This window comes from Streptomyces sp. NBC_01446 (genome assembly GCF_026340095.1).
Lineage (GTDB): Bacteria > Actinomycetota > Actinomycetes > Streptomycetales > Streptomycetaceae > Streptomyces > Streptomyces aureus.
This window is the reverse complement of the sequence record NZ_JAPEPO010000001.1, coordinates 7,263,351-7,277,554: the sequence shown is the minus strand read 5'-3', so window position 1 is coordinate 7,277,554 and position 14,204 is coordinate 7,263,351. Positions and strand designations below refer to the sequence as shown.

Below are 14,204 nucleotides of genomic sequence, written 5' to 3'. Positions count from 1 at the left end.
CCCTTCTGACCTGGACAGTTGAGCCATTCGTAACTGAAAGGATAAATACGGACGGATACCGCTCAGCTGCCCCCTCCCCGAACAAGGGAGACCCGTGAGCCAGTAGCATGCGGCGGCATGAGCTCCCCCACTGGGCCTGCATCCGGCCTGCCTGTACGAATGCCGCGACCCCGTCAGCCCGGTCGGCACCGCCGCCCGGAACCCGTGGCCGCTCCCGAGGGCGCACCCGCACTCGTCCTCGCGGTGCCCGGCGCACCCAGCAACGCCTCGCGCAGCCTCGCCGAAGAGGTCGTCAGCATCGCCCGCTCCGAGCTGCCGGGCCTCGACGCCCGCATCGGATACCTCGACGGTGACGACTCGGAGGCCGCCGAGGCCTCGGCGTTCGCCGAGTTCCCCTCCCTGCGGGCCGTGCTCTCGCGCGCCGCGAAGGAGCGCACTGCCCGTTTCGAGCAGGCCCGTGCCGCGGGCGCCGACGTCGCGGAGCCCGACGGACCGGTCGCCGTGGTCGTACCCCTGCTCGCGGGCCCGGACAGCGCGCTCACGCGCCGCATCCGGCAGGCCGTGATCGACAGCCGTACGGCCGCCGAGCTGACGGATGTCCTCGGCCCGCACCCGCTGCTCGCGGAGGGCCTGCACGTGCGTCTGTCGGAGGCGGGCCTGGCCCGTGCCGACCGCGCCCGGCTGTTCACGGTGGCGACCGCCGCAGACGGCATCATCCTCGCCTCGGTCGGCGGCGACGAGGCCGTCCAGGCGGCCGGGATCACCGGCATGCTCCTGGCCGCGCGCCTCGCGGTGCCGGTCATGGCGGCCGCGCTCGACGAGGAGGGCGCCATCGCGGCGACCGCCGAGCAGCTGCGCGGATCCGGCTCGCAGCAGCTGGCGCTCGCCCCGTACCTGATCGGCCCGGAGATAGACGCCAGCCTCCTCGAGGCGGCGGCGAACGAGGCGGGCTGCGCCTCCGCCGAGTCGCTGGGCGCCTACCCGGCGATCGGCAAGCTGGCCCTGTCGAAGTACACGACGGCGCTGGGCATCGCCCCGCAGCAGCCGCAGGGCGCGCCGGTCCTCTAGCGGACCCGGACCGTACGCAGGCACCCGGCGACGGGCCCGAACCCCGGTGGGGTCGGGCCCGTCGCCGTACCCGCTCGGGAACGGTCTCAGCCGAAGATCACGCAGGACGCGGCGGGCGCCTCGATGGAGCCGCTGCGGCGCGGGAGGCCGGTCTCGCGGTCGACGGAGAACCACGTCACGTCGCCGGACCGCTCGTTCGCCGCGTACAGGAAGCGGCCCGAGGGGTGCAGGGCCAGGCCGCGCGGCCAGTCGCCGCCGCAGGAGACGGTGGCGCGCAGCGTCGGCCGGTCGCCGGTGGCGTCGAGGGCGAGGACGGAGATGACGTTCGCGCCGCGTGTGGCGGTCCACAGGAAGCGCCCGTCGGGCGATACGACGGCCTCGGACGGGAACGCGTCGCCGTGCGGCGCGTCCGGCAGCACGGAGGTCTCGCCGAGCGGCTGCAGGGCGCCGCCGTCCGCGTCCCAGTGGCAGACGGTGACGGTCGGCGTGAGCTCGTTCAGGATGTACGCGCGATCGCCGCGCGGGTGGAACGCGAGGTGGCGCGGTCCCGAGCCGGGCCGCAGCGCGACCTCGCGGTGCACCTCAAGGCGCCCGCCCTGCATCGAGCAGACCCGCACCGAGTCGGTGCCCAGGTCCACGCTGACGGCCCAGCGGCCGCTGGGGTCCGGCATCACCTGGTGGGTGTGGGGGCCCTGTTGGCGCCTGGGATGCGTCCCCGAACCCTCGTGGCGCAGCACGTCGACGGACTCGCCGTCGAGAGTGCCGTCGGCGCGCAGCCGTACCGAAGTAACGCTGCCGGAGCCGTAGTTGGCGGTGAGCACATGACCGTCGTACAGGGCGAGGTGGGTGGGGCCCGAGCCGCGGACGAGCACGCCGCGCCCGGCGAGTTCGGGCTTGCCGTCCCCGGTACGGAACGCGGCGACGGCCCCCTCGGCGGTCTCGCTCACCGCGTAGAGGATGTCGCGCGCGGGCGAGAGCGCGAGGTACGAGGGGTCGGGAAGCGTGTCCACGGCGCTGAGCACGGTGAGTGAGCCGCTGTCCATGTGGACGGACGCGGTGAGGATCCCGGAGCCTCCCGCTGCGGTGAAGGATCCGATGTACGCCCGTCCGCCCTGCCTGTCGCCCACGCGAATCCCCTCGCACCACCTGCACGGTGAGCCCGGTGCTCGCCGTTCGTGCGGCCGACGGTAGCAGCGGGGTCCTGGGCCCTTCGTTCGGAGCAGGCTGGATGAGGGAGCGGGGTCTGGCGCGTGCAGCTGCAAGGCGGAGGAAAGCGGCGACGCGACGGGGCCCCTGGTGCCAGGCCCCGCGGGCCCAGCTGAACCGAACGAAAGTCCCTAGAGCAGGAAGTCGCCGGACGCCCTGGCGAGTGCCTCGGGATGCTGTACGTACGCCGGCGTGCGCGCCGTGGTGTCGTACGTGCGGTGGAAGACCGGGGTGGCCGAGCCGGAGATCGGCGGCACGATCCAGGACCAGTCGGCGCCGACCGTGCGGCCTTTGCGCTCCTCGCGGTCGACGTGGGTGAGGAAGCGCCGGGACTCGGTGTGGTGGTCCGTGACGGTGACGCCGGCGCGGTCGAAGGAGTACAGGACGGCGCGGTTCAGCTCGACGAGGGCGCGGTCCTTCCACAGGGATCGGTCGCTGGTGGTGTCGAGGCCGAGACGTTCCGCGATACGCGGCAGGAGGTCGTAGCGGTCAGTGTCGGCGAGGTTGCGAGCGCCTATCTCGGTGCCCATGTACCAGCCGTTGAAGGGTGCGGCCTGGTAGCAGATCCCGCCGATCTCCAGGCACATCGTGGACAGGGCGGGCACGGCGTGCCAGCGCAGGCGCAGCCCGGCCCACCAGTCGTGGTCCTCGTGCTCGATGGGGACTTCGAGGACCGCGTCGGGCGGCAGATCGAAGCAGCGCGGCTTGTCGTCGGTGCCCTGGACGATCAGGGGCAGTACGTCGAAGGGGGTACCGTCGCCGCCGCGCCAGCCTAGGCGCCGGGCGAGCGCGGTGAGGCCCTCGTTGCGCGGGTCGCCGACGACACGGCCGTCGCGCTGCACGTACCCCGCGTACCGGATGAGCTGTTCGTTCCAGATGCGCGGTCCGGGGCGGTCCGGCGCGTCGGGTGCGAAGACGGTGATCAGGGGGCGGATCCGGCCGCCCTGGGAGGCCCCGCGCAGATGGTCGGCGCAGGCGGCCGCGATGTCCTCGGCGGCGGTGAGGTCGCGGCGGTCACGGACGTGCAGGGAGTTCCAGTAGAGCCGGCCGATGCAGCGGTTGGCGTTCCGCCAGGCGACGCGGGCCCCGAAGGTGAGCTCGCGCTCGGTGTGGCGGTACGTTCCTGTCCCCGCGATCTCGGCGTATGCCTCCGCCAGGCGGGGGGCCGGGTCGCCGAGCCGCTCCTCGGCGTGGTGGGCGCGGATGAATTCGGAGGCAACGGGCCAGAGTTCCGGGGTGCGGGGAACCGGGTTACGGGGGTTGGGGTTGCGGGGGTGGTCGATACCGGCGGCGGAACGACGGCGGGCGGCGCCTTCCGGGCAGCGTTCGTGCCGTTCCTGGAAGCCTCCGCCCCAGGCGACGGCTCCGTCCCGCGCCGTACCTCCACCCTTGGCCGCGCCTCCGTCTCTTGCCTCGGCTCGGTCCAGCCAGCCGGCGGGACCGTCGGTTCGCTGTGGTGTATCGGGCATGGCGCACTCCCAGGGGGTCCCCGGCCGCGGGCCCTCCCGCGGGGCCGCGCACTCCGTGCGTCCACATGATGCCGCTGCGTCACCCGTCCGGGGGCCGATCCGCCGTCTACGTGACGGGCGAATCCGCCCCGGGCCACGCCGGGCCGTCCGTCTCGCGGGGCGTTGCCGCAGGTGGGACGAGTGGCGTAGGGCCGCGACCGTACGCGCGATCAGACCCCGACCAGCACGGAGCGCGAAGAGCACTACAGGGGCGCGAAACATCCAGCGCGCGCCCCTCAGGCGGGCCGGAGCCGCGAGGGCTCAGGCGCCGACCGCGACCCGGTTGGATCCGCGCAGCGGGACGGCGAGTTCGAGCAGTGCCTGCTCCAGGGCGTGGAGATGGGCCAGCACGGGTTCGCCCTCGGCGAGATGCGGCACCGCAGCGGATGCGGTCTGGCTGCGCTGCCCGCCCGCCGGGGCGTCGGTGAGCGCCTCGACGGCGGTCTCCACGCGCCAGCAGGCCGCGGCGAGCCGGGCGTCGTGCGAGGCCTCCGGGTCGGCGACGACGGAGGCGAGCCCGCGCACCTCGCGCGCGCAGTCGTCGAGCAGCGCGAGTACGTGCCGGGCCCGGCCCATCCGCGCCCGCATCGGGCTGAGCGGATGCACCAGCGGCGCGAGCGAGAGCCGCACCCTGCCGAGGATCGACTCCAGTTCGGCCACGCGCCGGGTCGGGTCGGCCGTCGGTGAGCCCGCGAGCCGGGCGGCGGCCTCGGCGGTGCAGGCGTGCACACAGCGCAGGGCCCGCTCGACCCACGCGTCGGTGACGGAGTGCGTGGTCACCGGCAGCACGAGCAGTACCGCGAGCACGGCGCCGAGCGCCCCGACGGCGGTCTCGCCGACCCGCAGGGCGAGCAGCGCCGGGTCGAGCACGCCGAGCAGCCCGTACAGCATGCTCGCCATGACGGTGACGGCGAGCATCATCCACGTGTACGAGACAGCGGCGGTGTAGAAGATCCCGAACACGCTGAGCGCGACGATCACGGCGGCCGCGACCGGCTCGTCGTGCAGCGGCACGGCCACGGCGAAGCCGAGCACGATGCCGAGCACCGTGCCGAGGAACCGCCGGAATCCGCGCACCACGGTCTCCCCGCGGGACGTCGTGTTCACGAACACCCACCATGTGGCGCCCACGGCCCAGTACCACCGCTGGTCGGACAGCACCTGACCGGCGGCGAGCGCGAAGCCGGCCCCCGCGGTCGCCTGCACGGCCTGCCGCGTCGTGATGCGCCCGAGCCGGCTCCCGCCGGTGGGCGCCGCCACCGCCGCGGGCGCCGGCAGCCGGCGCTCGTAACACCACAGGCCGAACCGCACGACCAACGCGGCGGCGAGCGAGAGGATTACGGCCGCGTACAGCTCGGGGAGCTGGTCCGGCACGGTGTGCAGGAACTGCGCGGCGAAGAAGGTCATGAACGCGAACACGCCGAGGGAGTGCCCGCGCGGCCCCCACCGCCGCGCGTACACGCCGGCGCCCACGACCGCGAGGAACGCCAGGTCACGGGCGACGGGCACGTCGTGCAGCGCGGCCGCGAGCCCGAGCACCGGGAGTCCGACGGCCGGGAGCAGCGCGGTCGTCACGGCCTGTCCGCGCACCGTCGCGTCGGTCACCGTGAACAGGGCGAGCAGCGCGGCCAGGCCACCGGTGATGGCCGCGACGAGCGAGTGTCCGGCGAGCCCGCACAGGGCCACCGCAAGGCTGATGCCGAGGACGCCACGGGCCGCGAAGCGCAGCCTTAGCCGCCCCGGATCCGGAGCCACGAACACCCTCTTCAGCACAGCCACCCACCCTTTCCGCGTCACCGCGGAACTCCGCACGAAAAAGGCGCCGCGGAGATCCCGCAGCGCCATCGACGGGACCATCACAGCATCTCAAGGGCCTATGGATCAACCGTAGGAGAAAGCCTTGGGCCAATGGCCCAGTCAAACGCTCCGCACGTAAGCCGGGAGGGGACCAACGGACCACGCCGAGGGAGACGGCGCGCTGTCGGCCTTCGAACCGTCGGGCGGGCACGGCCGACGACCCGTCCGCCATGCCTGAAGCCGGTGACGACCGCCGTGCGGCCCGCCCCGTCGGCGACGGGATGTCCCTCACCTCACCGCTGGCCCCCGCGGTGCTGCGCGGACGACGCCGCGTACTTACTGTCGGTTGACGGGGCACCACACCACGTGCTCGGGAGCTGGATCGCACGTCCGACCCGGAGGAGTCTGCATGCCTGAGCTGTTCATCGGTGGCAGGTGGATCGCCGCCGTCGACGGGCGGGTGCGCGAGATCCGCTGCCCGGCCGATGGCACGCTGGTCGCCACGGTCGACGAGGCGGGTCCACAGGACGCGGCGGCGGCGGTCGCCGCGGCCCGCGAAGCCTTCGACCGCGGACCGTGGCCCGCCACACCGGCCGCCGAGCGCGGCGCGCTGCTCCTGCGCGTGGCCGCCCTCATCGAGCGTGACAAGAACGCACTCGCCCGCGCCGAATCCCTGGACACCGGGAAACGGCTCGTGGAGAGCGAGTACGACATGGACGACATCGCGAACTGCTTCCGCTACTTCGGCAATCTGGTGGCCTCCGGCGGCACCGACCGGATCGTCGACACCGGCAACCCCGGCGTGGACAGCCGAGTGGTGCACGTGCCGGTCGGCGTGTGCGCGCTGATCACTCCCTGGAACTATCCGCTGCTGCAGACCGCCTGGAAGGTCGCCCCCGCGCTCGGCGCGGGCAACACCTTCGTCCTCAAGCCCAGCGAGCTCACTCCCCACACCGCGATCATCCTGATGCGGCTGCTGGCCGAGACCGGACTGCCCGACGGGGTCGCCAATCTCGTCCTGGGCACCGGTCCGGACGCGGGAGCGCCGCTCACCGAGGACCCTCGGGTCGACATGGTGTCGTTCACCGGTGGTCTTGTCACGGGACGGCGCATCATGGCCGCGGCCGCGGCCACCGTGAAGAAGGTGGCTCTGGAGCTCGGCGGCAAGAACCCCAACATCGTGTTCGGCGACGCCGACTACGAAACGGCTGTCGACTACGCCCTGATGGCCGTGTTCCTGCACTCCGGTCAGGTCTGTTCGGCCGGGGCGCGGCTGCTGGTCCAGGACGAACTGCACGACAGGTTCGTCGAGGACCTCGTGGCGCGGGCCCGGGCGATCCCGATGGGCGGCCCGTTCGCCGAGGATGCCCGCACGGGCCCGCTGATCTCCGCCGCCCACCGCGACAAGGTCGAGGCATATGTGGCCGCGGGTGTCGCGGAGGGTGCGGTGCTGCGCTGCGGTGGCGTCCGGCCCGAGGACCCGGCGCTGCGGGACGGTTACTACTATCCGCCGACCGTCCTCACCGGGTGCACCCCCGGCATGTCGGTGGTGCGCGACGAATCCTTCGGCCCGGTCCTGACCGTCGAGCGGTTCCGCGACGAGGCCGAGGCGGTCGCCCTCGCGAACGACACCGTCTACGGCCTGACCGGAGCGGTCTGGACGCAGAACGCCGAGCGAGCCGAGCGGGTCGCGTCCCTGCTGAACGCCGGGACCGTATGGATCAACGACTTCCACCCGTACGTACCACAGGCCGAGTGGGGCGGTATGAAGCAGTCCGGCGTCGGCCGGGAGCTGGGTCCGACCGGCCTCGCGGAGTACCAGGAGGCCAAGCACATCTGGCGTAACACCGCGCCACGACCGCAGCGGTGGTTCGAGTGAGCCCTGGGCACGCCACCATACGTGCGGGAGAGGAGAACGGCGATGCCGGACATTCCGCCTGATGGCCCTGGTCACGCCGCGGGTGGCCACGACCAGGACGCCGCGCTCACGGAGCTGGGCTACAAGCCCGAACTCAAGCGCACCCTCGGCAATTTCCACACCTTCGCCGCCGGGATCAGTTACATCTCCATCCTGACCGGCACCTTCCAGCTGTTCTACTTCGGCGTCAGCTTCGGCGGGCCGGCCTACTGGTGGTCGTGGCCGATGGTCTTCATCGGGCAGCTGATGGTGGCGCTGAGCTTCTGCGAACTCGCGGCGCGCTTCCCCGTCGCGGGGTCGGTCTACAACTGGGCCAAGCACACGGGCGGTCCGCACATCGGCTGGCTGGCGGGCTGGATGATGACGATCGCGACCATGGTGTCGCTGGCCGCCGTGGCCCTCGCGTACCAGCTGACGCTGCCTCAGATCTCGAGCTTCTTCCAGGTGATCGGTGACGGGACGGGACCGTACGACGCGGCCACCAACGCCGTGCTCCTGGGCACGATCCTCATCCTCTTCACCACCCTGATCAACGCCTTCGGCGTCAAACTGATGGCCACCATCAACTCCGCCGGGGTGTTCATCGAGTTGATCGCCGCGGTCGTACTGGTGGGCCTGCTGGCAGCGCACATCACCCGCGGTCCGAGCGCGATCGTCGACACCGACGGCTACGGACAGGGCCAGCCGCTCGGCTACCTCGGCGCATTCCTGACCGCGTCGCTCGCCTCGGCGTACGTGATGTACGGCTTCGACACCGCCTCCTCGCTCGGCGAGGAGTCCATCGATCCGGCCCGCAACGCTCCGCGCGCCATCCTGCGCGCACTCATCGCCTCCTTCGTCCTGGGCGGCCTGATCCTGCTCTTCGCACTGCTCGCCACCCCTGATCTGCGGGCCAAAGAGCTGTCGGTGGACGGTCTGCAGTACGTGGTGAAGGCCACGCTCGGCGAGACGGTCGGCCTGGCCGTGCTGTGGTGCGTCGTCATCGCCATCACCGTGTGCGCCTTGTCCGTACAGACCGCCGGCCTGCGCATGGCGTTCGCGATGGCCCGCGACAACAACCTGCCGGCCGGCTCCAGACTGGCGAGGATCAGCCCGCGGTTCAAGACCCCGGTGGTCGCCACGTGTCTGATCGGGATCGTGGCGATCGCCATCCTCGTCGTCAACATCAAGCAACCGCAGATCTTCTCGGTGGTCACCAGCATCGCCATCATCATGATCTACATCGCATATCTGCTGGTCACGGGGCCCATGCTGGTACAGCGGCTGCGCGGCGAGTGGACACCCGCGCCCGGCTACTTCTCGCTGGGCCGCTTAGGCCTGCCGGTGAACATCCTGGCGGTGCTCTGGGGCGCCGCGATGTCGGTCAATCTGCTGTGGCCGCGCGCCGCGGTCTACAACGCCACCGGACCCCAGCACTGGTATCTGCGATGGGGCGGCGTCCTGTTCGTCAGCGTCGTCGCGGCCGCGGGCTTCACCTACTACTGGTTCGTGCAGCGCAAGAAGACCGGCGTGATCGCCGAACACGCCGTCGGGGAACCGCCGGAGCCCGCGCCGGCCCACGGCGGAGCCTGAGTCGAGAGGGAGCAGCAGCGGTGGATGAGTTCGATTACGTGGTGGTCGGCGGTGGTACGGCCGGGGCGGTCGTGGCCGCGCGGCTGAGCGAGGACCCGGCCGTCACTGTCTGTGTGCTGGAAGCCGGTCCCTCCGACGTCGGCGACGACAGCATCCTGCGGCTCGAGCGGTGGATGGCCCTGCTGGAGTCCGGTTACGACTGGGACTACCCGGTGGAGCCGCAGGAGAACGGCAACAGCTTCATGCGGCACGCCCGCGCCAAGGTCCTCGGCGGTTGCTCGTCGCACAACTCATGCATCGCGTTCTGGGCGCCGGCCGAGGATCTCGACGAGTGGGGGGCGCTGGGCTGTACGGGGTGGAGCGCCGCGGACTGCTACCCGCTCTACGAGCGCCTGGAGACCAACGACGCGCCCGGGGACCACCATGGCCGCTCCGGCCCCGTCATCATCCGCACGATCCCGCCCGACGACCCGTGCGGCAGGGCCCTGTTGGCAGCCTGCGCCGACGCGGGCATTCCCACCACGCCGTTCAACACCGGCTCCACGGTGGTGCGCGGCGCGCACTGGTTCCAGATCAACGCCCGCGAGGACGGCACCCGTTCGTCCGCGTCCGTGTCGTATCTCCACCCGATTATCGACAGCCGGCCGAATCTGGAGATCCGTACCGGGCTCCAGGCCAAGCTGCTGCTGTTCGACGACAGCAATCGCTGCACGGGTGTCGAATACCTGGAGCCCGACAGCATTCACAGCGGCTCGGTCGCGGCGCGGCGTGAAGTCGTCGTGAGCTGCGGGGCCATCGACTCGCCGAAGCTGCTGATGCTGTCGGGCGTCGGCCCGGCCGGGGATCTGCGCGATTGCGGCGTCGACGTGCGGGTGGACTCCCCCGGGGTCGGCTCGCACCTTCAGGACCATCCGGAGGGTGTGATCATGTGGGAGGCGAAGCAGCCCATGGTGACGAGGTCCACCCAGTGGTGGGAGATCGGCATCTTCGCCGGAACCGAACCGGGCCTGGACCGGCCCGACTTGATGTTCCACTACGGCTCGGTGCCCTTCGACATGAACACGTACCGGCGCGGCTACCCGACGACGGACAACGCGTTCTGTCTCACGCCGAACGTCACCCGGGCCCGGTCCATGGGCACGGTGCGGCTGCGCACCCGCGACTTCCGCGACAAGCCCAAGGTCGACCCGCGGTACTTCACGGATGAGCACGACATCCGGGTGATGATCCACGGGCTTCGGCTCGCACGGGAGATCACGGCGCAGGCGCCGATGGCCGCCTGGGCGGGTGCCGAACTCGCCCCGGGCCCGGCCGCTCAGTCCGACGACGAACTGTTCTCGTACATCAAGGAGACCCACAACACGGTGTATCACCCGGCGGGAACGGTCCGGATGGGCTCGGCGAACGACGCGGACTCTCCGCTCGACCCGCAGCTGCGGATCAAGGGGGTCAGCGGGCTGCGGGTGGCCGACGCGTCGGTCATGCCGTTCCTGCCAGCCGTCAATCCGTGCATCACGACGATGATGATCGGCGAGAAGTGCGCCGACATGATCAAGGCAGGTTGATCCGGCGAAAGTATTGACGGTGCGGCCCGCCCGCGCGGCCATCGCGCACGGCGTTGTAGTGACGGAATACAAGATCGCCTACGAGGGTTACGGCAGGCGTCGGACATTGATCCACCTGACAGCGGGAGACGGCTCATGAGCTTCAGCGACAGCAGCACGCAGGCATCCGCGATCGGCAGGTACGGCCTGTGGAACACCGGGCTGCGCGACCCAGACCCTGCTCGCGCCGCCGAACTCGCCGAAACCGCCGCGGAGTTGGAGCAGCTCGGCTACGGCGCGCTCTGGCTCGGCGGCAGCAGTGGCATCGAACACGCCGCCCCGCTGATCGAGGCCACCTCGAAGATCACGATCGCGACCGGCATCCTCAGCATCTGGCAGCACGAGGCGCGGGAGACCGCCGACCGCTGGGCCGCCCTGGAGGCCGCCCACCCCGGCCGGTTCCTCCTCGGCCTCGGCGTCAGCCACGCGAAGCTCACCGCGCAGTACAAGCGTCCGTTCGCCGCCATGGTCGACTACCTCGACGCGCTGGACGCCGCGGGGATCCCGGCCGACCGCCGCGTGCTGGCCGCGCTCGGCCCGCGCATGCTGGAGCTCTCCCGTGACCGTGCCGCCGGCGCCCACCCGTATCTGGTCACCCCTGAGCACACCGCGCAGGCCCGCGAGGCGCTCGGCCGGGGGCCGCTGCTCGCGCCGGAGTTCACCGTGGTCCTGGAGGCCGACCCGGACCGCGCCCGGGCGACCGCCCGCGAGACGCTCGCGCTCTATCTGCAGCTGGCCAACTACACCAACAGCTGGCTGCGTCTCGGCTTCACCGAGGACGACTTCGCGAACGGCGGCAGCGACCGGCTCGTCGACGCCCTCTTCGGCTGGGGTGACGAGGAGCGGGTGCGCGAGCGGATCGACGCCTTCCTGGACGCGGGCGCGGACCACGTCGCCATCCAGGTGCTGGCCCCGGGCGAGGACCGGGCCGGCCTGCCCCGCGAGCCGTGGCGGCGGCTGGCGGCGGCACTGGAGCTCTGAGTCCAGGGGGGTGAAATCCTGGCGCGAAATCCAGTGCCTCCCAGGCCCACCCCTGTCGCACGCCCCGTGCGCCGCGCACCCTCATACGGTGGAGACCGGCGGCAGTGATCCGCCCGGCCACAACCACTTCGAGAAATGAGTGGGTACGGGCGCGGACACGGGACCGCCCCGGTCGGCTGGTGCCGACCGGGGCGGAACGCGTCACACCGGGAGCGCTGCCCGAAGTGCTCAGGCGAGCGACGCGATGGCCTGGTTGAACGTGGCCGACGGGCGCATGATCGCCGCGGCCTTGGCGGCGTCGGGCTGGTAGTAGCCGCCGATGTCGGCCGGGTTGCCCTGGACCGCGATCAGCTCGTCGACGATCGTCTGCTCCTGCTCACCAAGGGTCTTGGCGAGCGGCGCGAACGCCTCGGCGAGCTGGGCGTCGTCGGTCTGCTTGGCCAGCTCCTGCGCCCAGTACAGAGCGAGGTAGAAGTGGCTGCCGCGGTTGTCGATGCCGCCCAGCTTGCGGCTCGGCGACTTGTCCTCGTTGAGGAAGGTGCCGGTCGCGCGGTCGAGGGTGTCGCCCAGGACCTTGGCGCGGGCGTTGCCCGTGGTGGTCGCGAGGTGCTCGAAGGAGACGGCGAGGGCGAGGAACTCACCGAGGCTGTCCCAGCGCAGGTAGTTCTCCTTGACGAGCTGCTGGACGTGCTTCGGGGCGGAGCCGCCGGCGCCCGTCTCGAACAGACCGCCACCGTTCATCAGCGGGACGACGGAGAGCATCTTCGCGCTCGTGCCCAGCTCGAGGATCGGGAAGAGGTCGGTCAGGTAGTCGCGCAGCACGTTGCCGGTGACGGAGATGGTGTCCTCGCCGCGGCGGATGCGCTCCAGGGAGAACGCGGTCGCCTCGACGGGCGACATGATCTCGATCTGCAGACCGTCCGTGTCGTGGTCGGCCAGGTACGTCTTGACCTTCTCGATGAGCGTCGCGTCGTGCGCGCGGCCCTCGTCGAGCCAGAACACGGCCGGGTTGCCGGTCGCGCGGGCGCGGGTGACGGCGAGCTTGACCCAGTCCTGGATGGGCAGGTCCTTGGTCTGGCAGGCGCGGAAGATGTCGCCCTCGGCGACCTCCTGCTCCAGGACCACGTTGCCCGCGGCGTCCACGAGGCGAACGGTGCCCGCGGCGTGGATCTCGAAGGTCTTGTCGTGGCTGCCGTACTCCTCGGCCTTCTGCGCCATGAGGCCGACGTTCGGCACCGAGCCCATCGTGGACGGGTCGAAGGCGCCGTTGGCGCGGCAGTCGTCGAGGACGACCTGGTAGACGCCGGAGTAGCTGCTGTCGGGCAGGACCGCGAGGGTGTCGGCCTCCTCACCGTCCGGGCCCCACATGTGGCCGGAGGTGCGGATCATGGCCGGCATGGACGCGTCGACGATGACGTCGGACGGTACGTGCAGGTTGGTGATGCCCTTGTCGGAGTCGACCATGGCGAGGGCGGGGCCCTCGGCGATCTCGGCCTCGAAGGACGCCTTGATCTCGGCGCCCAGGTGGGGCACGGAGTCGAGGCCCTTGAGGATGGCGCCGAGGCCGTCGTTCGGGGACAGGCCGGCAGCAACGAGCGCCTCGCCGTACTTGGCGAACGTCTTCGGGAAGAAGGCGCGCACGACGTGACCGAAGATGATCGGGTCGGAGACCTTCATCATCGTGGCCTTGAGGTGCACGGAGAACAGGACGCCCTCGGCCTTGGCCTTGGCGATCTGTGCCGTGAGGAACTCGCGCAGCGCGGCGACGCGCATGACGGAGGCGTCGATGACCTCGCCCGCGAGGACCGGGACGGACTCGCGCAGGACGGTGGTGGTGCCGTCGGCGGCCGCCAGCTCGATGCGCAGGGTGCCGGGCTCGGCGATGACCGCGGACTTCTCGGTGGAACGGAAGTCGTTGACGCCCATGGTGGCGACGTTGGTCTTCGACTCCGGCGTCCACTTGCCCATGCGGTGGGGGTGCGCCTTGGCGTAGTTCTTGACCGACGCGGGGGCGCGGCGGTCGGAGTTGCCCTCGCGCAGGACCGGGTTGACGGCGCTGCCCTTGACCTTGTCGTAACGGGCGCGGACGTCCTTGTCCTCGTCCGTCTTCGGGTCGTCCGGGTAGTCCGGCAGCGCGTAGCCCTGGCCCTGCAGCTCGGCGACGGCCGCCTTCAGCTGCGGGATGGAGGCCGAGATGTTCGGCAGCTTGATGATGTTCGCGCCGGGCGTCTTGGCCAGCTCGCCGAGCTCGGCGAGCGCGTCGTCGATGCGCTGGCCCTCCTCGAGGCGCTCCGGGAAGCTGGCGATGATCCGCCCGGCCAGCGAGATGTCGCGGCTCTCCACACTGACGCCGGCGGTCGAGGCGTAGGCCTCGACCACGGGCAGGAACGAATACGTCGCGAGGGCCGGGGCCTCGTCGGTGTGCGTATAGATGATGGTCGAGTCAGTCACCGGGTGCTCCGCTCCACAGTCTGCGTCTCTCGTCTGCAACATTGCTCGACATCAAGATATCTCGTGACCGACCCCCTCTCGACAGGACCCCGCACCGGA

General features: G+C 71.2%; 9 protein-coding genes. 5 read left to right on the top strand and 4 right to left on the bottom strand.

The annotated features are described in order from the left end of the window. Positions 1-117: 117 nt before the first annotated feature. Positions 118-1,068, top strand: coding sequence for a sirohydrochlorin chelatase (locus tag OG456_RS32785; RefSeq protein WP_266567353.1), 951 nt, complete (start codon positions 118-120; stop codon positions 1,066-1,068). Positions 1,069-1,154: 86 nt separating this feature from the next. Here the strand turns inward: OG456_RS32785 and OG456_RS32780 are convergent, their stop codons facing one another. The 3 genes from OG456_RS32780 to OG456_RS32770 form a co-directional block, all read right to left on the bottom strand. After that, positions 1,155-2,201 (bottom strand): lactonase family protein, encoded by a 1,047-nt coding sequence (locus OG456_RS32780; RefSeq protein WP_266569509.1) that lies wholly within the window; start codon positions 2,199-2,201, stop codon positions 1,155-1,157. A 204-nt stretch (positions 2,202-2,405) separates the two neighbouring features. Next, entirely contained in the window at positions 2,406-3,743 is a 1,338-nt protein-coding gene (locus tag OG456_RS32775) for a nitric oxide synthase oxygenase (protein WP_266567351.1), read from the bottom strand. A 300-nt stretch (positions 3,744-4,043) separates the two neighbouring features. Then, the gene (locus tag OG456_RS32770) at positions 4,044-5,555 is read right to left on the bottom strand and encodes an FUSC family protein (RefSeq protein WP_266569508.1); all 1,512 of its coding nucleotides are present in this window, start codon (positions 5,553-5,555) and stop codon (positions 4,044-4,046) included. Between the two features lie 433 nt (positions 5,556-5,988). On the opposite strand from OG456_RS32770, the gene OG456_RS32765 reads away from it, so the two are divergent. The 4 genes from OG456_RS32765 (at position 5,989) to OG456_RS32750 (ending at position 11,654) form a co-directional block, all read left to right on the top strand. Then, the gene (locus OG456_RS32765; protein ID WP_266567349.1) at positions 5,989-7,458 is read left to right on the top strand and encodes an aldehyde dehydrogenase family protein; all 1,470 of its coding nucleotides are present in this window, start codon (positions 5,989-5,991) and stop codon (positions 7,456-7,458) included. A 42-nt stretch (positions 7,459-7,500) separates the two neighbouring features. Continuing rightward, on the top strand, positions 7,501-9,069 hold the full coding sequence (locus OG456_RS32760) for an APC family permease (RefSeq protein ID WP_266567347.1): 1,569 nt from the start codon (positions 7,501-7,503) through the stop codon (positions 9,067-9,069). Between the two features lie 20 nt (positions 9,070-9,089). After that, positions 9,090-10,634, top strand: a complete 1,545-nt coding sequence (locus OG456_RS32755; RefSeq protein ID WP_266567345.1) for a GMC family oxidoreductase — start codon at positions 9,090-9,092, stop codon at positions 10,632-10,634. A gap of 135 nt (positions 10,635-10,769) precedes the next feature. After that, positions 10,770-11,654, top strand: a complete 885-nt coding sequence (locus tag OG456_RS32750; protein ID WP_266567343.1) for an LLM class F420-dependent oxidoreductase — start codon at positions 10,770-10,772, stop codon at positions 11,652-11,654. Between the two features lie 228 nt (positions 11,655-11,882). Here OG456_RS32750 and OG456_RS32745 read toward each other — a convergent pair whose 3' ends face one another. Next, positions 11,883-14,105: an NADP-dependent isocitrate dehydrogenase gene (locus OG456_RS32745; protein ID WP_266567341.1), complete on the bottom strand. Its 2,223-nt coding sequence runs from the start codon at positions 14,103-14,105 to the stop codon at positions 11,883-11,885. Positions 14,106-14,204 lie beyond the last annotated feature (99 nt).